We start from the raw sequence: 25,524 nt of genomic DNA, 5'->3' as shown, positions 1-25,524 counted from the left end.
CCGGGGTCTAAGTCTTCCGGGCAGATCATCCGCGACGGAAGAAGGAGTGCAGAGATGTTTGTGGCCAAGGACCTGGCAGATGCCGTCGGCAAGACGCCCCTGATCCGCCTGCGCAAGGTCAGCGAGGAAACCGGCTGCGAGATCCTCGGCAAGGCGGAGTTCATGAACCCCGGCCAGTCGGTCAAGGACCGGGCCGCGCTCTACATCATCAAGGACGCCATCGCCCGCGGCACGCTGGAGCCCGGCGGCACGATCGTCGAAGGCACCGCGGGCAACACCGGCATCGGCCTTGCGCTCGTGGGCGCCTCGATGGGCTTCAAGACCGTCATCGTCATCCCCGAGACCCAGTCTCAGGAGAAGAAGGACATGCTGCGCCTTGCGGGCGCGGAGCTGGTCCAGGTGCCGGCGGCGCCCTACAAGAACCCCAACAACTACGTGCGCTATTCGCAGCGGCTGGCCGAGAAGCTGGCGGCGTCCGAGCCGCATGGCGCGATCTGGGCCAACCAGTTCGACAACGTCGCCAACCGTCAGGCCCATATCGAGACCACAGGCCCCGAGATCTGGGAGCAGACCGACGGCAAGGTGGACGGGTTCGTGGCTTCCGTCGGCTCCGGCGGGACGCTGGCGGGCGTGGCCATGGCGTTGCAGCCCAAGGGTGTGAAGATCGCCCTTGCCGATCCGATGGGCGCGGCGCTGCATGCCTTCTACACCACTGGTCAGCTGGCCTCCGAAGGCTCCTCGATCACCGAGGGCATCGGGCAGGGGCGGATTACCGCCAACCTCGAAGGCTTCACGCCGGACTTCTCCTACCAGGTGCCCGACGCGGAGGCGCTGCCTTACGTCTTTGACCTGCTGTCGGAAGAGGGGCTCTGCCTCGGCGGGTCCTCGGCGGTGAACGTGGCCGGGGCCGTGCGCCTCGCGCGCGAGCTGGGCCCGGGTCACAGGATTGTCACTGTGCTTTGCGACTACGGAACGCGATATCAGTCGAAACTGTTCAATCCGCGTTTCCTCAGAGACCAAGGCCTGCCGACCCCGTCATGGATGACCGAAAGCCCCCGCTCCATTCCCGGAGTCTTCTCGGAGTGAAGAGCCCGGCCCGCCGTCGCGCGCGCCCGCGGGCCCTCCGCTCCCTCCTGCTGATCCTGCTGCTGGCCCTGACCGGGGCCGGGGCAGGGATGCTGTCGCCGTTCCATCCCTCCGTTGCCGTCGCGCAGGATGGCGAGAGCGGCGAGCAGATCAACTATAATTACGGCGACTGGGACAAGGTCGCCGCCCGCGCCGAACAGGCGATCGAGGATGACGCCGCCACCAGCTCCACCATGAGCGACCTGCGGGCCGAACTGGTGGGCTGGCGCGATCATTTCCATGGCGCGGAGCAGATCAATGCCAGCACGATCACCAGCGTGCAGGCGCAGCTCGACGCGCTTGGCGCCCCGCCGGAGGATGGCGAGGAAGCCCCCGAGATCGCGCAGCAGCGCGCGGAGATCACCAACCGCCTGACCGAGCTGCGGGCGCCGGCCACCGCTGCCGGCGTGGCCTACAGCCGCGCCGATGCCCTGATCCGCGAGATCGACCGCATCCTGCGCGAACGGCAGACGACGCAGCTTCTGGAACTGGGGCCGACGCCCCTGAACCCCGCCAACTGGTCCGATGCCGCCGAGAGCCTGAGTCGCAGCTTCATGGGGCTCGTCGACGAGTTGACGACCAACTGGCGACGCGCCGGCGGCGAGACGCTGCGCGGCGCCCTGCCTGCGGTGCTGCTCTCGCTGACCGCTGCGGGCTTCCTGCTGCTGCGCGGGCGCCGCTGGGTCGAAACCTGGTCCAACAAGGTGCGCGACCGGAACCGCAGCGCGGAACGCTGGCTGCTGGGGCTGCTGATCTCGCTGGGGCAGATCATCCTGCCCGCCGCCGGGCTGGGGATGATCCTCGTGGCCTCCTTCATGTCCGGCCTCGTGGGGCCGCAGGGCGAGGCCATGCTGGGCGCGGCCTTCAAGGGCGGGGTGAACTTCTTCATCATCTTCTGGCTCGGCACGCAGATGTTCCTGAGCTCGGAGGCCGCCGATCCGCCGCTGCACCTGACCAGGCAGGAGCGGCTCGAGGGGCGGTTCTACTCGGTCGTCCTTGGCGTGCTGCTGTTCCTCTACGAGATCCTCGTAGCGGCCGGGGCCTATGCCGACTGGTCCGCCGAGGCGCGCAACGTCATCTTCTTCCCGATGCTGCTGGCCGCGGGGCCGATCCTCTACCGGGTCGGGCGCCTGCTGATGAACCACGCCCGCAGCGAGCAGGAGCCCTCGGAAAGCCTGAGCTTCCTGATGCAGCTGGTTCTGCTGCTGGGTCGGTTCACGATCCTGATGTCCGTGCTGGGGCCGCTGGCAGGGGTGATCGGCTATTTCGCCATGGCCGATGCGATCGTCATGCCGATGATCAAGTCGCTGGCGCTGCTGGCCTTCATGGTCGTCCTCCAGCGGGTGATCGTCGAACTCTATGTCCTGATCACCCGCAACCGCGCCCATGTGGACGAGGCCCTGACCCCGGTCCTCGGCGCGGCGCTGCTGGTGATCGCCTCGCTGCCGTTCTTCGCGCTGATCTGGGGCGCGCGCCCCACCGACCTGATCGAGCTCTGGACCCGGTTCATGCAGGGCTTCAGCATGGGCGAAACGACGATTTCGCCCAGCAACTTCCTGACCTTCGTGATCGTCTTTGCCATCGGGCTGGGGCTCACGCGGCTGTCGCAGGGGGCGCTCGGCACCACGATCCTGCCCAAGACGCGGCTCGACCCGGGCGGCCAGCGGGCCTTCGTGACCGGGCTCGGCTACGTGGGGGTGTTCCTCGCCGCGATCATCGCGATCACCGCCGCCGGCATCAACCTCTCGGCGCTCGCCTATGTGGCCGGTGCGCTGTCGGTCGGTATCGGTTTCGGCATGCAGAACATCGTGCAGAACTTCGTCTCGGGGATCATCCTGCTGGTGGAGCGGCCGATTTCCGAGGGCGACTGGATCCAGGTCAACGGACAGATGGGCATCGTGAAGTCGATCTCCGTGCGCTCGACCCGGATCGAGACCTTCGACCGCACCGACGTGATCGTGCCCAACGCTGATCTCATTTCGGGCACGGTGACGAACTGGACCCGGGGCAACAACATCGGCCGGGTGATCCTGACGGTGGGCGTGGCCTATGGCTCCAATACCCGCCGGGTGGAGGAGATCCTGCTGGAGATCGGCAAGTCGCATCCGATGGTCCTCGATAACCCGGCGCCCTTCGTCTACTTCAAGGGCTTCGGGGAAAGCTCGCTCGACTTCGAGGTGCGGCTGATCATCCGCGACGTGCTCTGGGGCCTGCCGATCCAGACCGAGCTGAACCACATGATCGCCGAGCGCTTTGCCGAGGAGGGGATCGAGATCCCCTTCGCACAGCGCGACCTGTGGATCCGGAACCCCGAGAAACTCCATCCCGCGCCAACGTCCGGCACCGCGCCGCCCGCGCAGCCCGATGCGACGCCGCCGGTGCAGGGCCCCGAAAAGCGCGATGCGGTAGACAAGTTGCCCGATGCGGCGCAACATATGACCTCCGATGATATCGGCACCGATGACGGCGGCGGAGGAGAGGACAGATGACCGAGCAGCTCTATCGTACGGATCCGTACCTTGCCGAGGCGGAGGCCACGGTGGTGGCGCATACGGACGATGGCGGGCTGATCCTCGACCGGTCGATCTTCTATCCCAACGGTGGCGGCCAGCCCGGGGATTGCGGTGCGGTGATCTGGGAAAAGGGCGAGGTCTACGTGGCCACCGCCGTGAAGGGGGAGGAGGGCGCCGTCGTCCTTGTCCCCAACGAGGCGCAGGAGCTGCCTCCGGTCGGCGCGCCGGTGCGGCAGGAACTGGACTGGGACGTGCGTTTTGCCCATATGCGGATGCATACAGCGCTGCACCTGCTCTCGGTCGTGATCCCGCTGCCAGTGAGCGGCGGCGCGGTGGGTGCCGGCAAGGGGCGGCTCGACTTCGACATGCCCGAGGCCCCCGCGGACAAGGTCGCGCTGGAGACCGCGCTGAACGAGTTGATTGCCCGGGACCTGCCGGTGACCGAGCACTGGATCACCGATGAAGAACTCGATGCGAACCCCGATCTGGTGAAAACCATGTCCGTCAGCCCGCCCCGCGGATCCGGACGCATCCGTCTGGTGCGGATCGGGCAGGGGGCGGAGCAGGTGGATCTCCAGCCCTGCGGCGGCACCCATGTCGCCCGGACGGGCGAGATCGGCACGGCCCGCCTCGGCAAGATCGAGAAGAAGGGCCGCCAGAACCGCCGCGTCTCCCTGTTGCTGGACTGAGGGCGCGGGATGGGGCCCCATGTCGTCGCATTCCTGACCAGCTGGCCGCTGCTGCTGGCCTACGGCGCAATCCAGATCGGTTTCATCCTGCGCGCGCTCCTGCGGCCCAACCGCGAGCCCTCCTCGCGCATGGCGTGGCTGTTGGTGATGATCGCCGTGCCCGCCTTCGGCATCCTCGCCTATGTCCTTTTCGGGGAAACGAACATCGGCAACCGCCGTGCCGCCCGCTATCGCGCCATGGCCGAGGTCCTGCGCAATCCCGAGACGCCGCCCAACCCCTGCGGCGACTTCAGCCTGCCGAGCGAGGAGTACCTGCACCTGTTCCGGACAGGCGAATCGATCAACGGCTTTGGCCCCGTGGGCGGCAACAGCGCCGCGCTTCTGGCGGATTCCGAGGCCTCGATCCGGGCCATCGTCGCGGATATCGACGCGGCCAGCGATCATGTGCACGTGCTCTTCTACATCTGGCTGGCCGATCACAGCGGCCTTGCGATCGTCGAGGCGCTGATCCGGGCCGCCGCCCGGGGCGTCACCGTGCGCGCCATGGCCGACGACATCGGGTCGCGCCGGATCATCCGGTCCGAGCACTGGCGCCGCATGGAAGGGGCAGGGGTCAGGCTGGCCCGTGCGCTGCCGGTGTCCAATCCCGTGCTGCATCCGATTCGGGGGCGTATGGATTTGCGCAATCACCGCAAGATCGTGGTGATCGACAACCGCATCACCTATTGCGGCAGCCAGAACTGCGCCGACGCCGAATTCCTGCCGAAGAAGAAGTACGGGCCCTGGGTCGACCTCATGCTGCGCTTCGAGGGGCCGATCGTGCGTCAGAATCAGTGGCTCTTTGCCGAGGACTGGATGGCGCATCACGAGGATGACCTGCGCGCGCTCATCGGGCCTCCGTCCGAGGAGGTCCGCGCCCCCGGGCTGACCGCGCAGGTGATCGGCACCGGGCCCACGGTCCGCCCGACGGCCATGCCCGAGGTCTTCGAAGCGCTGATGCATGGCGCGCGGGACGAGCTGGTGCTGACGACGCCCTATTACGTGCCCACGGAATCGATGCAATCGGCGCTCTGCAGTGCCGCCCGCCGCAAGGTGCGCACCATCCTCGTGCTGCCCAAGCGCAACGATTCCTTCGTCGTCGCCGCCGCGAGCCGGAGCTATTACCACGACCTGCTGGCGGCGGGGGTGCAGATTTTCGAGTATCCGGAGGGGCTTCTGCACGCGAAATCCCTGACACTGGATGGCTGCATCACGCTGGTCGGCTCCGCGAACCTCGACCGGCGCAGCTTCGAGCTCAACTACGAGAACAACATCCTGCTTGAGGATGCCGCCGTTACGGCCGACCTCCGCGCCCGCCAGCAAAGCTACATCGACGTCTCCGAGCCCGTGACGCAGGCCGACGTGATCGGCTGGGGCCTGTGGCGCAGGGCCTATTACAACACGATCGCGATGATGGGGCCGGTGCTCTGACACCCACCTTCGGGCCGGTTCGGGAGATGTTCGGGAGCCGTTTGCGGGGTGTCCGAAAAAAGCGGAATTTTCCCTGCGGAAAGCGTCGCTTCTCCTCTTGAACCTTTCCCCGTGCTTCGGCTATTGAAGCCAAACCGGAGAGGTGGCCGAGTGGTCGAAGGCGCACGCCTGGAAAGTGTGTAGGCGGGAAACCGTCTCCAGGGTTCGAATCCCTGTCTCTCCGCCATAGACCCATCGACCGGGTCAAAACCCCAAAATCAGCGTTGAAGCGCCGGCCCCTGCGGGGTCTTTTCGCGTGTCACGAGGCTCTCAGCCCCTTAAGCGTCCCTGTTCGGCCGATTGCAGCCGAGCGGCCGGGCCCGGGCAGCGGTGCGTTGCCCGCGGATCGGGCGCAGGGATCGGGCAGGGCGCAAGCCACTGGCCACGGCGCAGCGCGGCTGGCACTCTCGCCCGCAGGAGGAGCCCATCATGACATTCGATCTCACGTCCCTCGGCCTGACGGTCCCGCTGATCCAGGCGCCCATGGCGGGCGTCACCACGCCGGACCTCGCGGCCGCCGTGAGCGAGGCCGGTGCGCTCGGCTCTCTCGGGTTGGGGGCGATGGATGCAACGGGCGTGCGCCGGACGCTGCGTGACACCAGGGCGCTGACCGGTCGTGCCATCAACGCCAACTTCTTCTGCCACGGTGCGCCACGGCGCGATGCGGCGCGGGATACCGCGTGGATCGCGCGGATCGCCCCGCTGCTGGCCCAGATGGGCGCCTCTGCGCCGGAGCAGATGGGCAATCCCTACATTCCCTTCCAGGACCAGCCCGACATCCTGGCCGTCCTGCTGGAGGAGCGGCCCGCCGTGGTGTCGTTCCATTTCGGCCTGCCCGATGCCGCGGCCGTGGCGGCACTGCGGCAGGCGGGGATTGTCCTGCTGGCCTCCGCCACCTCGGTGGCCGAAGCGCAGGCATTGGCCACAGCGGGCATGGATGCGATCATCGCGCAGGGCTGGGAGGCAGGCGGCCATCGCGGCACCTTCGACCCCGATGCGCCCGACGCACGCAAGCCCTGCCTTGCCCTGGTCCGCGAGATCGCCAAGGCCGTGGACCTGCCGGTCATCGCCGCGGGCGGGATCATGGCGGCTGACGATATCCGCGCCGCCCTCGATGCGGGCGCCGTCGCAGCACAGATGGGCACCGCCTTCATCCTCTGCCCGGAAAGCGCCGCCGATGCCGCCTACCGCAGCGCATTGTCACAGGCGCGGCCCGGCAGCACCCGGATGCAGCGCGCGATCTCGGGACGGCCGGCGCGGTCGCTGGAGACGGCCTTCACCCGCTTCGCCGCGGGCGTCGATCCGGCGGATGTGCCGGCCTATCCGCTCGCTTACGACATCTTCAAGCAGCTCACTGCCGCCGCCAAGGTGCGCGACGTGCCCGGCTATGCGGCGCAATGGGCCGGAACCGGCGCACATCTTGCGCGTGCGCGTCCGGCCGCAGTGCTGGTGCAGGAACTGGCAGAGGCACTGGAGCGGGACACCACGGGGCAGGGCGCTTGAGGCCGGTCCGTCCACCACAAAGGGCCCGGGCAGAGGATGTCGCGGGGATAGAGCGCAGTTCGGAGGCGGGAGCGGACGTCTTTCGGAGCGCAGGCTTGCGTGATCAAGCGAAGACGGTGCCGCTCCGTCGACCGGCACCGCCTCAGTCTCAGACCCGGCCCAACGTTGGGGATGAGAAGGCTGGGTCGAATGCCGACCGGAAGCGGACCAATACGCCTCCAGCCGGCGAATGACCAACCGAAGAGCCCAGGTATCTCTGAGGTTCAGCCGGAATGTCCCATGGCATCAAAGCCACCACTCACGGAACACGGCCAGAATGTCACTCCCAGCCTGATCCATAAAGTAAGGTAATCCTTACCCATCGGTCAAATATTTCCGAAATCGTTTGAAAACGGCGCTTTACTTTCACCTATAGCGCGAATTCGCTGACAATCTTGCTCGGGATTGACGCTGCATCCAGCCTTCCGGCGCGTGTCGCCACAGGGCTCCGATCCTGCGCCCGATCACGCCTCCAGAACGAACATCTGGTTGAGGAACGCCGCCTTGAGAACCGCCTGTGCGGTGGTCTCGACGTTCAGCGTTTCGCGCGCGAGGCGCAGGTGCTTTTCCACCGTCGCCGTGGTCAGCCCCATGAGCAGCGCGATGTCCTGCGTGGTCTTGCCGTCACCGACCCATTGCAGGGCTTCCCGCTGCCGTTTGGTCAGCTCACGGGCGGTGCCCATGTAGGGCAGGGTGAGGATCTTCAGGTGCGCCACGTTGTTCATGATGACGATATCGCGGCCATGCTCGCTCCAGACCGCGTCGGCCTCGTCCTGGGGCATGTCCTCGCGCGCCGTCAGCGCAATTGCGCCCTTGGTCCGCGGCGAGATCGACTTGAAGCTGATCGAGTAGCCGGCCTTGACGCCCATGGAGCGGTTGAACTCGATGACCTTCTTCTCGCTCTCGGTCAGCGTGCCCGACATCATCATCTCTGCAAGGATACGCCACGAACAGGCGCCTTCATGCTCCAGCGCCCAGCGAACCATCGGCGCGTGGAAGTAGAGACCCTGGCCGAGGAAGCCATCGGTATAGGCGGGCCTGTGGTTCGTGAGGATGACGAAATCCTCGGGATCGCCGAGCGAGGTCGTCGTGCGATAGCGCGTGAACCCATAGAGCAGCCGGTCGAAGCCGTAGGACGCCATCTTCTCGGTATGCAGCGTCCAGAGTTCCTCGATCGACCGCGCATTCGTCAGCCGCTCGAGATAGTCTCTCCGATCCTTCATCCGGGTGCCTCCGCAACGCTTCCGAGCCGCGGGTGTGCCTCGTGGCCTGACTGGCCAAGCTCCCGCGTTTTCTCGCGAGAGTTCTTGTATCGCGCCCGCGTTGACGTTGTCGAGAACTGCGAAAGGATTTCGCGATACTGTCGCACCGGGATGAACGATCCGACGAAAGGCGCCGTGGGACACTGCAGGCGGGCCATCGCGTCCTGTCACACCGGTCGGTCAATTAACAATATTTACATAATACAGATTATACGAACATCGCATCGAGGGGGACGGAGCCATGAAAACAAGGCCCCCGCCGCCGCGATACCCGGCCGGCGCCCGGATCACAGACCGACCGGATTGATCCCGTTGCTTCAAAGAAGTCGTTTCTCTTCAAGAACATCCGGCAGATCGTTCTCGTAGAGAACCACATCGCTGCTGGAGAGGTCGAGCCCCTGCACATAGGCCTGCGCCTCCTTCAGCGTGGCCTTGGTGACGATCTCGGCCCGCTGGCCTTCTGCGGCGCGTTGGAACGTCGGTATCCGATATGGATTCACGATGACAACCACGTCGCAGTCCGCACCGCTGAGTTTCCCCAGCCGCTCGTGCACGACGGAGTGCTGATCCCCCAGTTCCGCCACACCGGGCGTCACCAGAACCGCCTTGCCGCCTTGCTCGTCTGCCACGCTCCGCAGCACCGAGACCGCGTTCCCGAAGCCGGTTTCGTTGGAATTGTAGGCGTCGTCCAGAATCAGCGGCCCCGCGAGCGCGGCCTTCTTCTGCAGCCGGTGCGGGATCTGCGAGACCTCCGGCGTGGCCAGCGGCAGCCGCGCAACCGCCTGCGGATCGACAAGCGCCACGAGCGCAACGGCCAGTGCGGCGTTCATGATGTTGTGCGCGCCAAGCAGCGGCAGATCGAAGGTCAGCTCCGGCTGGCCGTCCTGCGCGTTGAAGCGCAGCGTGATCCGCCAGAACGCACCCACGAGCACCCCCTCGATGATCTGCACGTCGGCGCTGTCGCTCTCGCCCACGACGGTGAATTTCCCGGGATGCGCCTCGCGCAGCTTGGCGAAGGGTTCCAGCGCGGCCACGGCCTCGGTCACCACGACGCCCTTGCCATGGGCGCAGACATGGGCCGCCAGCTCGGACTTGGCCTTGGCGGTGTTCTCGAGGCTGCCGAAACGCTCCGCATGGGCATGGCCCACGGCGGTGATGATGCCATAGTCGGGATGCGCGAAATCACAGAGCCGCTGGATCGAGCCGATGCCATAGGCGCCCATCTCGGCGATGAAGTAGCGATGGCTGAACTGCAGCCGCTGGCGGATGTGTCGGGTCAGCCCAAGCACCGTATTGATCGAGCCGCGGCTGTAGAAGACCGGGCCCGAAACCTCCAGCAATTCCGCGAGGATATGCTTCACCGTCGTCTTGCCGAAGGAGCCCGTGATCCCGATGGTCACCGGCTGCATCCGCGCCAGCTTGGCGCTCGCCTCGTCGATGAAACCCTGGTTGATCTTTTGCTGCATCGGCGCCAGCACGAGGTTCGCCAGCACCAGCGCCAGCGGCAGCAGCTGGATCACCGCCAGCATCCACCACGGAGACCAGAGCACCGAGAGCGCGGCCACAGCGGCGATGACCCGGGCCAGCCAGAGGATGCGCCGCGCGCGTTCGGTCATCGCCAGCGGTTTCTTGAACCGGTAGGAGCCTTCGCGCCAGGCGATCAGCGCCATCAGGGCCGCGGCCAGCACGATCCCCGCGACCGGGGCCCAGGTGCCGATCAACAGCAGGCTGGCCAGCACGGCCAGCGAGGCGCGGATATCGTAGAGACGCACGCTCAGGATCGCGTCCGGGAAGCGGGTGGCGTCGTATTCCTCCTGCTGGAAATAGGCCAGCAACGTGCGGCTGCGGGCCCAGAGAAGCGAGAGGAAGCCCGCGAGGAAGACGATTTTGGAGAGGATGATCAGGACGCTCATTGTGCCGCTCCCTGCCCGCCTTGCGGCGCCATCTGCCCGGTCTCCCGCAGCATGTCCTTGACGATCGCCGCCAGCTGGTGCCGCCCGCGGAAAAGGACCGAGATATGGTCGAGCCCCGGCACGACCGTCAGGCTGGACCCGGGGATCAACCGCTGCATCCGCAGGCCAAGCTCCGGTGGCGTCTCGCTGTCCTCGGCCCCGAACACCAGCGACGTGGGCGTTGTGATCCGGCCGATGTCGAGGCTCTGATCCTCGTTCACCGTGTTCAGGAAGATATCGCGCAGCCCGGTCTCTCGGCTATGCACGTAGTCGATGCTTCCGTATTTCTTTTCCAGTTCAATCACTTCCGCTTCGTCCTTCGCGCGCTTCCTCAGGAATCGGAACTTTGCCCCGCGCAGGTCGCCACGCAGCTTCTGCCATTCGCTCCGCCGCCGCGGCACCCCGGCCGGGGCCACCAGCACGAGGCCAGTCAGCGCCCGCCCGTGGTGCACGCCGAGACGCAGGCCGATGCGCCCGCCAAGGCTGTGCCCGACCCAGAGGAAGGGCCGCCCGAGACGCTGCTGCATCTCTTCAGCGACATGGTCGGCGTAATCGGCGGTGCCCCAGCTGGCCTCGGGGCGCGGGCTGGCGCCGAAGCCCGGCAGGTCCAGCAGGTGACAGCGCGCCACGGGCGCAAGGCTCTCGGCGGCGAGGATGAAATCCGCATGGGTCCGGTCCCAGCCGTGGGCCATCACCACGTCCGGTAGCCCGGCGTCCCCGATCGTCGTAGAATGCATCTGCATGGCTCCGCCTGTGCCCTCTTTCTCGCCCGTGTGGCGGCATGGCCCCGCACGCGGAAACCCGCGCGGGCCACAGCGCCTTGGGGCCCGTGCCTGTCACCCCGCCATATCATGTATGGTCCGGCAGCCTCAATTGCGCTAGAACCAAAAAAGGCTCGACAGGCCGCCGCTTGCCCATCGCCGCGCCCTAGGCGCGCCGGGTCCGTGGCGCCGCGCGGCCCTCATGGACGACCCACACGAAGCCAGACCAGAAGAAGCCAGAGCAGGCGCAGCATGGACCAGAAATTCCGCATCGCCGTGATCTTCGGCGGCCCCAGCCCCGAACACGACGTCAGCGTGATCAGCGCGCAGCAGCTGATGGATGCCGTCGACACCCGGAAATACGAGGTGATCCCGGTGCACCTGGGCTTTGACACGGTGTTCCGCACCGGGGCCTCCCTGCGCGACGTGCGGCGCTATCGCCCGCTTCCGCCGGGCCTGCGCGAGGTCACCTTCGCCTGGGGCGATGCCGGGCCCGAGATGCGCGGCACCGGCGGTCAGCCGCCGATCCGCTTCGACTGCGCCCTGCCCGTCTTCCACGGCTTTGGCGAGGATGGCCGCATCCAGGGTCATTTCGAACTGCTGGGCATTCCGGTCACCGGCTTCTCGGCCACCCATTCCGGCGTTGCCATGCGCAAGGACCTGACCAAGACCGTGGTGGCCGCCGCCGGCGTCAACGTGGTGGATCAGGTCGTGGTGCGCCGCGGCGCCGAAGACGCCAGCGACTGGCACGCCGAGGTGCTGGCCTCCTTCGGCCTGCCCGCGATCGTGAAACCCGCCTCGCTCGGCTCCTCCATCGGCGTTGGCCTTGCCAAGACCCCCGAGGAACTGACCCACCTGACGGCCTCCGTCCTGCGGCAGGACACGGTCGCGGTGATCGAACCGCAGGTGCAGAACCTGCAGGAATACAACGTCGCCGTGGCCAAGGTCGGCGGCGAGGTGATCTGCTCCGCCATCGAACGGCCCAAGAGCGGGGAGGAACTGCTCGACTACAAGACCAAGTACCTCTCCTCCAACGGCGGCGCCAAGGGCGCGCTGCCCTCCGAAGGCATGCTCTCGCTCACCCGCGACATCAACCCCGAGATGCCGCCCGAGATGGAGGCCAAGGTCCTCGATCAGGCCAAGGCGGTCTTCACCGCGCTCGGCGCCCGCGGCGCGCCGCGGCTCGATTTCATGTGCGACAGCAAGACCGGCGAGATCTGGTTCAACGAGATCAACCCGATCCCCGGCTCCTACGGCTTCTTCCTCTGGGAGGCCTCGCGCCGCAACCACCTGCTCTTCCCGGAACTGGTCGACCACCTCGTGCAGGAGGCCCTGTCCGCAGCCCCGAAGCCCTTCGACGATCCCGTCCCGCAGGACGCCTACCTGCTGCCTCGCTGAGCCTTCATCTTTCCCCAAATACTCACCTGACCCTCCGGCGCCAAAGACGCCGGGGGAGCGGTCACCCACAGGCGGACACCGGGCAGCGCCGCGATCGCACCAGTCCGGGCAGCGCCCCAAAATTCTTCGAAGAATTTTGCCAAGAATTTTCGAAAATTCTTGGTCGGGCCGCTCACGGACAGTGCGCCCTCCGAACGGTCACCCAGACCCAACCGCCCTGCCCGGAAAATTCGAATTTTCCGGACCGTTTTCTGAAAAGAAAACGGGCAGAGCCGCGCCCTGCCCGTTCCCTTGATCGGTGGCGAAAGACCCCGGGTCAGCCGAGCGCGTAGCCCGCGCCGCGCACCGTGCGCAGCGGATCGGCGCCGCCGAACTGGCACAGCGCCTTGCGCAGGCGACCGATGTGCACATCCACGGTGCGGGTGTCGACGTAGATGTCGCGGCCCCAGACCCGGTCCAGCAGCTGTTCGCGCGACCAGACCCGGCCCGGCTTCTCCATGAAGGTGGAGAGCAGGCGGAACTCGGTCGGGCCCAGCTTCAGCTGGTTCTCCGCCCGGGTCACCCGGTGGGTGTCGGCGTCGAGCACGATATCCTCGAACTCCAGCCGCTCGCCGACCGAGGCCGGCCGCGTGCGGCGCAGCTGCGCGCGCACCCGCGCCATCAGCTCGATCACCGAGTAGGGCTTCACCACGTAGTCGTCCGCGCCCGTCTCGAGGCCACGCACGCGGTCCACCTCTTCCGAGCGGGCCGAGAGCATGATGATCGGCACGCCGCGGGTCTCGGACCGCATCTTGAGCTGGCGGCAGACCTCGATGCCCGAGACATTGGGCAGCATCCAGTCGAGGACGATCACGTCGGGCGCGCCTTCCTCCACCAGCAGCAGGGCCTCTTCGCCGTTCTCGGCGCGTTGCACCCGGAAGCCCTCGGCCTCGAGGTTGTAGGACAGGACCTCGCGCTGCGCGGCCTCGTCCTCGACCACCAGAACTGTCGGCTGGTCACTCATCGTCAGGCGTCCTTGCTGTTTTCCACGTAGGAGCCTTCGGGCGCCACGCCGAGGTCCGTGGATGTCTTGTCCTGCTTCGGCCGCTGCTCGTCCGGCGTCTCGCCGGTGACGAGGTAGACCACCTGCTCCGCGATCGAGGTCGCGTGGTCGCCCATGCGCTCGTTGTTTTTGGCGATGAAATGCAGGTGCATGCAGGCGGTGATGTTGCGCGGGTCTTCCATCATGTGGGTCAGGAATTCCCGGAAGAGCGCGTTGTACATCTGGTCGATTTCCAGGTCGCGCTGGATCACGTCCTCGGCGAGCGCCACGTCACGGCGGATGTAGGCGTCGAGCGCATCCTGAAGCTGGCGCTCCACTTCGCGCGCCATCCGGCGCAGCGAGGAATGCGAGCCCGGGATCGGCGACATCTGCACCAGCACGCCGGTCCGCTTCGCCATGTTCTTGGCGTAGTCCCCGATCCGTTCGAGGTTCGCGGCGATCTTCATCACCGAGAGCACGACGCGCAGGTCGCTGGCCGTGGGCGCGCGCAGCGCGATCAGGCGGGCGGCGTCCTCGTTGATCATTTCTTCCAGCTCGTCGATGGCCGCGTCGCCCTTGCGGACCTTCTCGGCCAGTTCCTCGTCGCGCGCTTCCAGCGACTGCGAGGCGTCGAGGATGGCGGCCTCCACGAGGCCCCCCATCTTCATGATCTTGGCCTGGATCGCTTCGAGGTCGCGGTCGAAGGCGCTGGCGATATGTTGCTTCTGCTCAGTCATTTTGGTCTCCCAGAACCCGGATCAGCCGATCCGGCCGGTGATGTAGCTCTCGGTGCGCGGATCCTTCGGGTTGGTGAAGATCTGCGAGGTCTCGCCGAATTCGACGAGGTTCCCGAGGTGGAAGAAGGCGGTCTTCTGGCTGACACGCGCGGCCTGCTGCATCGAGTGCGTCACGATGACCACCGAGTAGCTTTCGCGCAGTTCGTCGATCAGCTCCTCGACCTGCCCGGTGGCGATCGGATCGAGCGCGGAACAGGGTTCGTCCATCAACAGGACTTCCGGCTCGGTCGCCACGGCGCGGGCGATGCACAGACGCTGTTGCTGACCGCCCGACAGGCCGGTGCCCGGTGCATGCAGACGGTCCTTCACCTCGTTCCAGATCGCCCCGCGGCGCAGCGACTTCTCGACGATCTCGTCGAGATCGGCCTTGGTTTTGGCCAGCCCGTGGATGCGGGGGCCATAGGCGATGTTGTCGTAGATCGACTTGGGGAACGGGTTCGGCTTCTGGAACACCATGCCGACCTTGGCGCGCAGCTGCACGGGGTCGACGCGCTTGTCATAGATGTTCTCGCCGTCCAGCAGGATCTCGCCTTCGACCCGGCAGATGTCGATCGTGTCGTTCATCCGGTTGAGGGTCCGCAGGAAGGTGGACTTGCCGCAGCCCGAGGGGCCGATGAAGGCGGTGACGGTCTTGTCCTCGATCCGGACATCCACGTCTTTGATGGCGTGGGTGTCCCCGTAGTAGACCTGAACCTTGTTGGCGGCGATTTTGATGGCGTGCTGCACGGCGGTTTCGCTTTTCGGAGAATCGTACATTGTCATGTCCCTATCTTACCACCGACGTTCGAAGCGGCGGCGCAGGAGGATGGCGATAATGTTCATCGTCATCAGGAAGACCAGCAGGATGATGATCCCGCCCCAGGCGCGTTCGTAGTAGGCAGGATCGGCGCGCTTGGCCCATTCGTAGATTTGGGCGGGCATGGCCGAGTTCGGCGAGAGGAAGCCGGCGGCGACCCCGTCGGGCATGTTGGAGGCGATGAAGCCCACCATGCCGATCAGCAGCAGCGGCGCGGTTTCGCCAAGCGCCTGCGCGAGGCCGAGGATGGTCCCGGTCAGGATGCCCGGCATGGCCAGCGGCAGCACGTGGTGGAACACCGACTGCATCTTGGAGGCGCCGACGCCGAGGGCCGCATCGCGGATCGAGGGCGGCACCGCCTTGAGCGAGGCGCGGGTCGAGATGATGATCGTCGGCAGCGTCATCAGCGTCAGAACGAGCCCCCCCACCAGCGGCGCCGACATCGGGAGATGGGCGAACTGGATGAAGACCGCGAGGCCGAGGATACCGAAGACGATGGAAGGGACGGCTGCGAGGTTCGAGATGTTCACCTCGATCAGGTCGGTCCAGCGGTTCTTGGGCGCGAATTCCTCGAGGTAGATCGAGGCGGCCACGCCGATCGGCAGCGACAGCACGAGGACCACGATCATCATGAAGAGCGAGCCCACCATCGAGACGCCCAAGCCGGCCTGTTCCGGGCGGCTTTCCGAGGCGTCGGAGCCGAAGATGAAGGCCCAGTTGAAGCTCCGCTCCAGCGTGCCCAACTCGTGGAGCTGGTCCACGATATCAAGGTGTTCCGCGTCGAGGTTCTTGTCACGGGCAAGGCTCTCGCGGGTCACGCGGCCCTTCATGTAGCCGTCCACGCGGCTCGAGGCGAGCAGCTTGAAATCGACGGTCTGGCCGATCAGGTCCGGGTTCGCCAGCACGGTATCACGGACCTGTGCCGCCGCCGAGGAGGAGATCATGTCGCGCAGCTTGGACGGCTTGGCGAAGGGCATCTCGATGCCGTTGTCTTCGAGCTTCGTGACCAGCGCGTCATCCAGCAGCGGCGCATAGCCGAAGGTGGTGACCTTGCGCATCACGTCAGGGTCGCGGACGCCGGATTTGTCGAGCTTGTCCTCGGGCAGGTAGATCGGCACCGTGACGAAGGTCTGGGTGAAGGCCGGGACCCCGTTGCGCACGATGGAGACCAGCAGCAGGATCAGGAAGATCACGCCGATCCCGACGGCGGCCATGCCGTAGAACTTGAAGCGGGCCTCGGCGGCGTTGCGGCGCTTGGTGCGGGCGTCCTGCTCCAGCAGGGACCCGCTCTTGACGGGACGGCCCTCGGCACCGGGTTGCACGGTTGCGTCGGTCATTCGTATTGCTCCCGGTACTTGCGCACGATGTAGAGCGCGAAGATGTTCAGGCCCAGGGTGATGACGAAGAGCGTCATGCCGAGGGCGAAGGCCACCAGTGCCTCGGGCGAGGCGAAGTCCGCGTCGCCGGTCAGCTGGCTGACGATCTTGGCGGTGACGGTGGTCATGGCTTCGAAGGGGTTGAGCGAGAGCCGGGCCGCGGCCCCTGCCCCCATGACGACGATCATCGTCTCTCCGATGGCGCGCGAGGCCGCCAGCAGCACGGCGCCCACGATCCCCGGCAGCGCCGCCGGCAGGACAACCTGCTTGACGGTTTCCGACTTGGTCGCGCCCAGGCCCAGCGAGCCGTCGCGCATCGCCTGCGGGACCGAGTTGATGATGTCATCGGAGAGCGAGGACACGAAGGGGATCAGCATGATCCCCATGACGAGGCCCGCGGTCATGACGGCGGTGCCGCCGCTCATCCAGCCAAGGCCGAGCGCACCTTCGTTGCCGAATACATTGACCAGCATCGGCCCCACGGTGACGAGCGCGAAGAGACCGTAGACGATGGTCGGGATGCCCGCGAGGACCTCCAGCATCGGCTTGGCCACGGCGCGAACCTTGGGGCCTGCGTATTCCGACAGGTAGACCGCCGCGAAGAGCCCGATGGGCACGGCGACGGCAAGCGCGATCAGCGAGATGTAGAAGGTGCCCCAGAAGAGCGGCAGGATGCCAAGTTCCGAGCCGCCGCCGAAGGAGGGCGCCCAGGTGGTGCCGAAGAAGAACTCCGACGCCGGGTAGAGCTTGAAGAACTCGATCGTGTTGAAGATCAGCGAGAGCACGATGCCGAGGGTGGTCAGGATCGCGATCGAGGCCGCCGCGATCAGCAGGCCCAGCGTTGCCTTCTCCACGCTGTTGCGGGCACGGAAGTCGGGCGCCGTGCGGCGCAGCGCCCAGCCGAGGCCGGCAAGCGCCAGCAGCAGGACAATGACGGTCCGTACCATGTTGCCCGTGGCGGTCGAGGCGCGGTAGGCCTGCGCGGCCTCCAGAACCTCGGGTTGCACGTCCGATCCGATGGCGACGCCGACATTGCCCAGCAGGGCGCGCACATCGGTGGCGCCCGTGTCGAGGGTCGCGGCCTCCTCCACGGTCAGCGCGCCGCGCTCGACCGCGAGGTCGAGGCCATCTGCCACCCGGCGGACGTCGGACATCACGAGGCTCAGCTCACCGTCGGTGGCGTAGCTGGTGTCGGGGATCATCGACTGGACCGACGTGTCGATCAGCATCGGCTGCACGATCAGCCAGACCGCCAGCACCAGCAGCGCGGGCACGAGCGCCCAGATCCCGACATGGAAACCGTAATAATTGGGGAGGGAATGCAGGTGCCGGCTGTCGCCGTCCACCATGGCCAGGGCGCGTTGGCGGCCGAGGACGAACCCCAGCACGGCCAGCACCAGCACGGCGATGAAAATCCAGAGGGCGGGCATAATGAACTCACTGACGTCTAAGGAAGTTCGGAAGGCTGGGGCCACTGGCGGCGGCTGGGTCCCAAGCAAAAAGGCGGTGCCCCCGGTTTCCCGGAGGCACCGCCCTCAGAGGCGTCGATTACGACGAGGAGCCCATGGTCTTTTCTTCTTCGACCATCGACTGGGTGTCGGCCAGCTCGGGGTCGGAGACGAGGCCGTAGGCCGAGAGCGGGCCATCGGGGCCTGCCATGTCGTCGGAGACGAAGAACTCTGCGTATTCCTTCAGGCCGGGGATCACGCCGATGTGGGCCTTCTTGATGTAGAAGTACAGCGGACGCGACACCGGGTAGTCGCCCGAGGCGATGGTCTCGGTGGAGGGCTCAACACCCGACATGGTCGCCACTTTCAGCTTGTCGGTGTTGTTCTCGTAGAAGGCCAGGCCGAAGACGCCGATCGCGTTCGCGTTCGAGTCGATGCGGGCCAGGGTCTCGGTGTAGTCGCCGTCGATGTCGACCGACTTGCCGTCGGTGCGGACTTCCATGCAGGCCTTCTCGGCTGCTTTCTTGTCGCCGCCGTTGGCTGCGGTCAGGGCTTCCAGGGCGCCGGTGGCTTCACAGCCGGCCACGAGGACCTTCTCCTCGAAGACTTCGCGGGTGCCGTGCTTGGTGCCGGGGATGAAGCCGAGGATGTCGGCGTCGGGCAGATCGGCGTTGAACTCGGTCCACTTGGCGTAGGTGTTGTCGACCAGCTCACCGTCCTTGACCACTTTGGCGGCCAGGGCGTTGTAGATGTCCGCGGGCTCGAAGGCGGTGTATTCCGGGCCGTTCAGCTGCGAGGCGAAGACGATCCCGTCGTAGCCGATGCGGACCTGGATGATGTCGGTCACGCCGTTGGCGGCACAGGTTTCGACTTCCGACGACTTGATGGCGCGCGAGGCGTTCGCCACGTCGATGGTGTTTTCGCCGACGCCTTCGCAGAAGCGCTTCAGACCCGAGGACGAGCCACCCGATTCAACGACCGGGGTCGGGAAGTCGAAGTTCTCGCCGAAGGCTTCCGCCACGATCGAGGCGTAGGGCAGAACGGTCGAGGAACCGGCGACCTGCACCTGATCACGGGCGGCTGCAGCGGTTGCGGAGACTGCGGCGATCGCCAGCGTCGAGGCGGTCAGTTTGATGAAGGACATGCGGATTGCTCCTGATGTAAGTTTTGCGGTCACCACCCCCTGGTGACCCTGACCCGCCTGCTAAAGACGGCGCGCTATGCTTTTGTGACACTTGTGTAACGCTTTTATGACATACCACAGGTTCGCTGATTTCCGTAGCGGCAGCTCGCCGACGACCCGCTGCAACCTGTGCGCGAAAACACAGACGCCGCCCACTGGGACGGCGTCGATTTTATCGGCTTTCCGATTTTATATCAGCATCTTAGCTCGACGGCAGGATCACCGAGAAGCTCGCCCCCTGCCCCGGTTCACTCTCGATCCGAAGGCGCCCGCGGTGCCGGTTGATAATGTGCTTCACGATGGCGAGACCGAGGCCGGTGCCGCCCATCTCCCGCGATCTGTGACTGTCGACTCGGTAGAACCGCTCGGTCAGGCGGGGAATGTGAACCAGCTCGATCCCCGGCCCCCTGTCCGCGACGGTGACCGTCACGCCGGGGCCGCGCAGCGCCGCGAGATGGGGCTTCGCCTCCATCGTGACCTTCACCTCGCCGCCAGAGCCGCCGTATTTCACCGCGTTCTCGATCAGGTTGGTGAAGACCTGCCGCAGCTGATCCGCATCGGCCGCGATGATGACGGCCTCCTCGGGGAAGACCTCGATCAGCTCCACGCCCCGCGCCTCGGCCAGAGGGCCCAGCGTCCGGCAGACACCGTCCAGCAGCCCCCGCAGATCGACCCGCTCCGTCGGGCGCATCCGCTCCTCGCTCTCCACCCGCGACAGAGACAGCAGGTCCTTGACCAGCCGCTCCATCCGCGTCGCTTCCGAATGCATGATGTCGAGGAACCGATCGCGCGCCACCTCGTCGTTGCGGGCCGGGCCACGCAGCGTCTCGATGAAGCCCAGAAGCGCGGTCAGCGGTGTGCGCAGCTCGTGGCTCACGTTGGCCACGAAGTCGCGCCGCATCTGGCTGGCCTGTTCCACCGGGGTCACGTCCTCGAAGGAGACCAGCGCGGCGGTGCCCCGTGCCGTCGTCACAAGGCCGCAGGTCACCCGGTAGGTCACGTCCTGTTTGCCCGCCGTGGCGAGGTAGCGCGTCTCCTGCAGCTTGCCGGAGGCGAAGCAGGCCTCCACCGCGTCCAGCACCGTGGGCTGGCGGATCGCGGTGATGAAATGCCGCCCCGTGATGCCGGCGCCAAGGATCGCGGCCCCCCGGGCGTTGATGCCCAGCACCCGCTCATCCCGGCCCACCAGCAGCGCGGGCAGCGGGATCGCCTCAAGCAGGCCTTCGATCTGCTCCGCCGAGGCGGTCATCTCCGTCGCCATCCGGTCAGTCCAGCGCCACCAGCTGCTCGCGGAAGCGGCGCATGTTGGCCTGGTAGCCCACCGCCGATTTCGCCAGCCGTTCGGCCCATTCCGGACCCAGTTCCTTGACCACCTTGCCGGGGCTTCCCAGCACCATGGAATTGTCGGGGATCACCTTGCCCTCGGTCACCAGCGCGCCGGCCCCGATCAGGCAGTTCTTGCCGATGACCGCGTTGTTCAGGATCGTCGCGCCCATGCCCACCAGCGAGTTGTCCCCGATGGTGCAGCCGTGCAGCATCGCCTTGTGACCAATGGTGCAGTTCCGGCCGATGGTCAGCGGGCAGCCCATGTCGGTGTGGATCACCACGTTTTCCTGCACGTTGGAGCCTTCGCCGATCACGATGGGTTCGTTGTCGCCCCGCAGGGTGCAGCCGAACCAGACCGAAGCACCGGAGTGCAGGATCACGTTCCCGATCACGTTGGCATCGGGCGCGATCCAGAAATCGCCGTCGTCGGGCAGTTGGGGCCGGAAATTCCCAAGGGCGTACAGTGTCATGACCTCTCCTCGAACTCGTCAATCAGGGCGCGGGTGAAATCCACCACGCCGGGCTGCTGCGACAGGCGCAGCCGTTCGGCGGCCACGATCGTGCGCAGCCGGTCGAATGTCACGTCGAGATCATCGTTGATCAGCACGTAGTCGTATTCCGGCCAGTGCGAGATCTCGTCGGCGCTTTTCTCCATCCGCTTGGCGATCACCTCGTCGCTGTCCTGCCCGCGGCTGACCAGCCGGCGTTCCAGTTCGGCGATGGAGGGCGGCAGGATGAAGATCGACAGCGCGTTCTTGCCAAGGGCCGAGTTGCGGATCTGCTGGCCGCCCTGCCAGTCCACGTCGAAGAGCACGTCATGCCCCGCGGTGATGGCGCTTTCCACCGGCGCGCGCGGGGTGCCGTAGAGGTTGCCGAAGACATGGGCGTGTTCCAGCATGTTGCCGGCCGTGACCATGGCCTGGAACTCCTCCTTGGTGTGGAAGAAGTATTCCCGCCCGTGCTCTTCGCCGCTGCGCGGGGCGCGGGTCGTGGCCGAGACGGAGAAACTCAGCGTCGGGTCCCACTCCCGCAGGCGCTTGGTCAGGGTCGACTTGCCCGCGCCCGAGGGCGAGGACAGGATGATCAGCAGGCCGCGGCGGTGCAGCTCGCGGGGCGCGGTCGGGGTCTTGTGGCTCATGGCGGCGCGGCTCCTGCCCGTCTCGGGGTCTTCTGCGGTCTCGATGGCTCGCGCAGGGTTTGCCCCAAGCCGCGCGGGGGCGCAAGGCTGGGCGCGGCCCTCCGAAGGGGCCGCAACCATGAAGCTTTTGTAAAATGGGGCCCTGAGCGGCCTACTGGACGTTCTGGACCTGCTCGCGCATCTGATCGATCACCGCCTTCAGCTCCAGCCCGATCCGGGTCAGCCCCGCATTCTGTGACTTGGAGCAAAGCGTGTTGGCCTCGCGGTTGAACTCCTGCGTCAGGAAGTCGAGCTTGCGGCCGATCATCTCGCCCTGCCCGATCAGATCCCGGGCCGCGCCCACATGGGCCCGCAGGCGGTCCAGTTCCTCGGTCACGTCGGCCTTCACCGCCAGCAGCGCCAGTTCATGCGCCACCCGGTCTGGGTCGGCGCCGGTGGCGCCCTCCATGACCCGCGCAAGCGCCGCGTGGAAAGCGGCGGTGCTCTCGCTGCGCCGGGTCTCAACCTCCGCGGCGGCTTCCTCAGTCAGGGCCGCGATGCGGTCGATCTGGCCCTTGAGGATCTGCTCCAGCGCGGAACCTTCCGCGGTGCGCATCTCGATGAAGGCGGCCAGAAGCGGGTCGAAATCCGCCAGCAGCGCCTTGCCGAGCGCCGCGTTGTCGTCCTCCTGACCGGAGCTGTCGAGCACGCCGCGCTGCATCAGCAGGTCCGCGGCGCGGGACGGCGCAAGGCTGATCCCCTTGTCGATGGCCGCCTGCTCCACCTGCTCCAACGCATCGAGCAGCGCGCCGAGCCGGACCGTGTCGAGCCGCGTGCCGCCCTCGCCCTCCTCCCGCGTGATCCGCAGGGAGAGCGTGACATTGCCCCGGCCAAGCGCCTTGGTCAGCTGCGCGCGCAGGGCCGTCTCCAGCCCCGGGATCCAGTCCGGCACCCGCAGGCGCAGGTCCAGCCCGCGCCCGTTGACCGAGCGCAGTTCACAGCTCCAGCTGTGGGGGCCATGGGAGCCCTGTCGGGCCGCGAAACCTGTCATCGACTGCAGCATGGCTCTCCCTCCTGGAATGTGGCCCGGACTGTGGCCCAGACTGTGGGCCGTGGTGATTGGGCGTGGCTAATGCCTCGCGCGGGGCCGGGTCAACCCCGGCCGATCCTGACGTGAACCGGGCCGGGCGCGCCCGAGCGTGGCGCTCCCATGGGCCGCCCGTGGCGCCGGACACGGTTAACCATTTGATACGATTTTCGCCAAAAGCCAGCCGTTCCGTGGCATGTTAACAGAGAAGTAACACCTCCGGACATACGGTTAACCATCAGGTGGGGCGCTGCCCTGCCCGCGTCCGTTCTGTCCGGGGGACACGGCTGAGAGAGGCAGGCATGGAACGGGACGGGCATCCGGCAGCGGGTCAGAAGGTTGTGGAAATGGCGAGATTCGCGGATCAGGCGCGCTTCGGCGCGATTGCCGAGGTCGAGGCCTACTGGCAGGCGCTGCGCGCGGGCCGACTGGTGCCGCGCCGCGCAGACATCGACCCGCGCGGGATCGAGCGGGCGCTGGAATATGCCTTCGTACTGGAGCGGATCGCCGCCGGCCTGGCCCGGCTGAGGATCGCGGGCACGCATCTGAGCGACCTGATGGGGATGGAGGTACGCGGGATGCCGCTCTCCACCTTCTTCACCCCCGAAAGCCGCAGCCGGATCGGCGACGTCCTGGAACAGGTCTTCGATAGCCCCGCCATCGCCACGCTGACGATCACCGCCGAACGGGGCATCGGCAAACCCGCGCTGGAGGGCAAGCTGATCCTGTTGCCCCTGATGAGCGACCTCGGCGACGTGACGCGGGTGCTGGGGTGTCTCGCCACGCAGGGCGCCGTGGGCCGCGCCCCGCGCCGCTTCGCGGTGACCGCGGTCGAGGTCCGCCCCCTGCTGGGGGATGCAGCGCAGGGGCTGGCGCCCGAGGAAACCGCCCCTGCACCAGAGGACCCGGCCGCGGACCCGCGCGACCTGCCCTCGGGGAGCTATGGCGCGGCGGCGCGGCAGGAGGTCCCGCCGGAGGCGAACCTGCGCAACGGCGTGGACCGGCGCGGCATGGCGGAAGACCCGATCCTCTACCGTGGGCCGGAACGGCGGCGCGGTGATCGCCGGGTGGCCCACCTGCGGCTGGTGCGCAGCGACGGGGATGACGTGGAGGAGTGAGGCAACGCCTCGCCTTCCACGCGCAAGCATCTGACATAAATTGAAAAACGCGCCCCGAAAGGCGCGTTCTCCTGTGTCTGTCCGTCCGCGGCAAGACCGCGATCAAGCTGCGATCAGACCGCTTCGGCGACCCGTTCGGCGCGGAGCTTGGTCAGCTCCTCGGCCACGAGGAAGGCCAGTTCCAGCGACTGCGAGGCGTTGAGCCGCGGGTCGCAGGCAGTGTGATAGCGGTCCGAGAGGTTCTCGTCCGTCACGGCCACGACGCCGCCGGTGCATTCGGTCACGTCGAGACCGGTCATCTCGAAGTGCACGCCACCGGGTACGGTGCCCTCGGCGCTGTGGACGGCAAAGAATTCCTTCACCTCGCGCAGCACGTTGTCGAAGGGCCGGGTCTTGTAGCCCGAGGCCGACTTGACCGTGTTCCCGTGCATCGGGTCGCAGGTCCAGAGCACGTTGGCGCCCTCTTCCTTCACGGCCCTGATCAGCTTGGGCAGGTGCTCGCCCACCTTGCCGGCCCCGAAGCGCGCGATCAGGGTCAGGCGACCGGACTCGTTCTCGGGGTTCAGCTTGGCGATCAGGCGCTTCAGGTCGTCCACCTCCATCGAGGGGCCGCATTTCAGGCCGATCGGGTTCAGGACGCCACTGCAGAATTCCACGTGCGCACCGTCGGGCTGACGGGTGCGGTCGCCGATCCAGACCATGTGGCCGGAGCCCGCAAGCCACTTGCCGGAGGTCGAGTCGACGCGGGTGAGCGCCTCTTCGTATTCCAGCAGCAGCGCCTCGTGCGAGGTGTAGAAATCCACCATCCGCAGCGTGTGCTCGCGGTCGGAATTGACGCCCGCGGCCTTGATGAAGTCCAGCGTGTCCGAGATCCGGTTCGCCATGTCGCGGAAGCGCGAGGCCTCGTCCGCCTCGGTGAAGCCGAGGGTCCAGCGGTGCACCTCGTGGACGTCGGCGTAGCCACCGGTCGAGAAGGCGCGCAGCAGGTTCAGCGTGGCCGCGGCCTGCGTATAGGCCTGCAACATCCGCGCGGGATCGGGGATCCGCGAGGCGGCGGAGAAGCCGAGATCGTTGATGATGTCACCGCGGTAGCTGGGCAGCTCGACGCCATCCACCACCTCGGTCGGTGCCGAGCGCGGCTTGGCGAACTGGCCGGCCATGCGGCCCACCTTCACCACCGGCACCTTGGCACCGAAGGTCAGCACCATGGCCATCTGCAGCATCACCTTGAAGGTGTCGCGAATGGCATCGGCGCTGAATTGGTCGAAGCTCTCTGCGCAGTCTCCCCCCTGCAGCAGGAACGCCTCACCACGGGACGCGGCACCGAGGGCCTTCTTGAGCCGGCGCGCCTCGCCCGCAAAGACGAGCGGCGGATATTTCGACAGCTTCGATTCCACCTCGGTCAGCGCCGCGGCATCCTCGTAGACGGGCATCTGCACCCGCGGTTTGTCTCTCCAGCTCGACTTCGTCCAGGTCGTCATCTCATGTCCTCCGGGACCCTTCT

The 25,524-nt window shown here is 66.7% G+C and carries 21 protein-coding genes and 1 tRNA gene; 8 read left to right on the top strand and 14 right to left on the bottom strand.

The features are described 5' to 3' along the window. Positions 1–54: 54 nt before the first annotated feature. The 6 genes from ACX9MO_RS18005 to ACX9MO_RS17980 all read left to right on the top strand — a co-directional run bounded on the left by ACX9MO_RS18005 (position 55) and on the right by ACX9MO_RS17980 (position 7,339). Positions 55–1,086, top strand: coding sequence for a cysteine synthase A (locus ACX9MO_RS18005; RefSeq protein WP_222489980.1), 1,032 nt, complete (start codon positions 55–57; stop codon positions 1,084–1,086). Beyond that, positions 1,083–3,614, top strand: a complete 2,532-nt coding sequence (locus ACX9MO_RS18000) for a DUF3772 domain-containing protein (RefSeq protein ID WP_462212835.1) — start codon at positions 1,083–1,085, stop codon at positions 3,612–3,614. The genes ACX9MO_RS18005 and ACX9MO_RS18000 overlap by 4 nt, the downstream gene beginning before the upstream one ends. After that, positions 3,611–4,327: an alanyl-tRNA editing protein gene (locus tag ACX9MO_RS17995; protein WP_462212834.1), complete on the top strand. Its 717-nt coding sequence runs from the start codon at positions 3,611–3,613 to the stop codon at positions 4,325–4,327. Before ACX9MO_RS18000 ends, ACX9MO_RS17995 begins: the two co-directional genes overlap by 4 nt. 9 nt (positions 4,328–4,336) lie before the next feature. After that, positions 4,337–5,797 carry a cardiolipin synthase gene (gene cls, locus ACX9MO_RS17990; protein ID WP_222489977.1) on the top strand — a complete coding sequence of 487 codons (1,461 nt, stop codon included), beginning with the start codon at positions 4,337–4,339 and terminating at the stop codon, positions 5,795–5,797. A 136-nt stretch (positions 5,798–5,933) separates the two neighbouring features. After that, positions 5,934–6,023: transfer RNA gene (locus tag ACX9MO_RS17985), tRNA-Ser, on the top strand. Between the two features lie 242 nt (positions 6,024–6,265). After that, positions 6,266–7,339, top strand: a complete 1,074-nt coding sequence (locus ACX9MO_RS17980) for an NAD(P)H-dependent flavin oxidoreductase (protein ID WP_462212833.1) — start codon at positions 6,266–6,268, stop codon at positions 7,337–7,339. A gap of 503 nt (positions 7,340–7,842) precedes the next feature. Here ACX9MO_RS17980 and ACX9MO_RS17975 read toward each other — a convergent pair. The 3 genes from ACX9MO_RS17975 to ACX9MO_RS17965 all read right to left on the bottom strand — a co-directional run bounded on the left by ACX9MO_RS17975 (position 7,843) and on the right by ACX9MO_RS17965 (position 11,329). Next, on the bottom strand, positions 7,843–8,601 hold the full coding sequence (locus tag ACX9MO_RS17975) for a helix-turn-helix transcriptional regulator (protein WP_462212832.1): 759 nt from the start codon (positions 8,599–8,601) through the stop codon (positions 7,843–7,845). 356 nt (positions 8,602–8,957) lie between these two features. Beyond that, the gene (locus ACX9MO_RS17970; RefSeq protein WP_462212831.1) at positions 8,958–10,553 is read right to left on the bottom strand and encodes a Mur ligase family protein; all 1,596 of its coding nucleotides are present in this window, start codon (positions 10,551–10,553) and stop codon (positions 8,958–8,960) included. After that, a complete protein-coding gene (locus tag ACX9MO_RS17965; RefSeq protein WP_222489973.1) occupies positions 10,550–11,329 on the bottom strand; it encodes an alpha/beta fold hydrolase in 780 nt (259 codons plus the stop codon). Before ACX9MO_RS17965 ends, ACX9MO_RS17970 begins: the two co-directional genes overlap by 4 nt. A 276-nt stretch (positions 11,330–11,605) precedes the next feature. On the opposite strand from ACX9MO_RS17965, the gene ACX9MO_RS17960 reads away from it, so the two are divergent. Then, positions 11,606–12,751 (top strand): D-alanine--D-alanine ligase, encoded by a 1,146-nt coding sequence (locus ACX9MO_RS17960; RefSeq protein WP_462212830.1) that lies wholly within the window; start codon positions 11,606–11,608, stop codon positions 12,749–12,751. Positions 12,752–13,067: 316 nt separating this feature from the next. Here the strand turns inward: ACX9MO_RS17960 and phoB are convergent, their stop codons facing one another. The 10 genes from phoB to ACX9MO_RS17910 form a co-directional block, all read right to left on the bottom strand. Then, the gene (phoB, locus tag ACX9MO_RS17955) at positions 13,068–13,754 is read right to left on the bottom strand and encodes a phosphate regulon transcriptional regulator PhoB (RefSeq protein WP_222489971.1); all 687 of its coding nucleotides are present in this window, start codon (positions 13,752–13,754) and stop codon (positions 13,068–13,070) included. A 2-nt stretch (positions 13,755–13,756) separates the two neighbouring features. After that, positions 13,757–14,509: a phosphate signaling complex protein PhoU gene (gene phoU, locus ACX9MO_RS17950; RefSeq protein ID WP_222489970.1), complete on the bottom strand. Its 753-nt coding sequence runs from the start codon at positions 14,507–14,509 to the stop codon at positions 13,757–13,759. Positions 14,510–14,530: 21 nt separating this feature from the next. Further along, positions 14,531–15,325, bottom strand: a complete 795-nt coding sequence (gene pstB, locus ACX9MO_RS17945) for a phosphate ABC transporter ATP-binding protein PstB (RefSeq protein ID WP_462214476.1) — start codon at positions 15,323–15,325, stop codon at positions 14,531–14,533. A gap of 15 nt (positions 15,326–15,340) precedes the next feature. After that, positions 15,341–16,702 (bottom strand): phosphate ABC transporter permease PstA, encoded by a 1,362-nt coding sequence (gene pstA / locus ACX9MO_RS17940; protein ID WP_462212829.1) that lies wholly within the window; start codon positions 16,700–16,702, stop codon positions 15,341–15,343. Further along, positions 16,699–18,171 (bottom strand): phosphate ABC transporter permease subunit PstC, encoded by a 1,473-nt coding sequence (pstC, locus tag ACX9MO_RS17935; protein WP_462212828.1) that lies wholly within the window; start codon positions 18,169–18,171, stop codon positions 16,699–16,701. The genes pstA and pstC overlap by 4 nt, the downstream gene beginning before the upstream one ends. 118 nt (positions 18,172–18,289) lie before the next feature. Further along, positions 18,290–19,333: a substrate-binding domain-containing protein gene (locus ACX9MO_RS17930; protein WP_462212827.1), complete on the bottom strand. Its 1,044-nt coding sequence runs from the start codon at positions 19,331–19,333 to the stop codon at positions 18,290–18,292. A gap of 241 nt (positions 19,334–19,574) precedes the next feature. Beyond that, positions 19,575–20,633 carry an ATP-binding protein gene (locus ACX9MO_RS17925; protein WP_462212826.1) on the bottom strand — a complete coding sequence of 353 codons (1,059 nt, stop codon included), beginning with the start codon at positions 20,631–20,633 and terminating at the stop codon, positions 19,575–19,577. Between the two features lie 4 nt (positions 20,634–20,637). Next, the gene (locus tag ACX9MO_RS17920) at positions 20,638–21,168 is read right to left on the bottom strand and encodes a gamma carbonic anhydrase family protein (protein WP_462212825.1); all 531 of its coding nucleotides are present in this window, start codon (positions 21,166–21,168) and stop codon (positions 20,638–20,640) included. Next, positions 21,165–21,803, bottom strand: coding sequence for a guanylate kinase (gmk, locus tag ACX9MO_RS17915; RefSeq protein WP_462214475.1), 639 nt, complete (start codon positions 21,801–21,803; stop codon positions 21,165–21,167). Before gmk ends, ACX9MO_RS17920 begins: the two co-directional genes overlap by 4 nt. A 184-nt stretch (positions 21,804–21,987) precedes the next feature. After that, entirely contained in the window at positions 21,988–22,878 is an 891-nt protein-coding gene (locus ACX9MO_RS17910) for a YicC/YloC family endoribonuclease (protein WP_462212824.1), read from the bottom strand. A 371-nt stretch (positions 22,879–23,249) separates the two neighbouring features. On the opposite strand from ACX9MO_RS17910, the gene ACX9MO_RS17905 reads away from it, so the two are divergent. Further along, on the top strand, positions 23,250–24,020 hold the full coding sequence (locus tag ACX9MO_RS17905; RefSeq protein ID WP_462212823.1) for a PAS domain-containing protein: 771 nt from the start codon (positions 23,250–23,252) through the stop codon (positions 24,018–24,020). Positions 24,021–24,133: 113 nt separating this feature from the next. Here the strand turns inward: ACX9MO_RS17905 and ACX9MO_RS17900 are convergent, their stop codons facing one another. Further along, a complete protein-coding gene (locus ACX9MO_RS17900) occupies positions 24,134–25,501 on the bottom strand; it encodes a class II 3-deoxy-7-phosphoheptulonate synthase (RefSeq protein ID WP_222489963.1) in 1,368 nt (455 codons plus the stop codon). Between the last annotated feature and the right edge of the window lie 23 nt (positions 25,502–25,524).

The organism is Pseudooceanicola profundus, from assembly GCF_054919315.1.
This window is presented reverse-complemented; position numbering and strand designations above follow the sequence as displayed.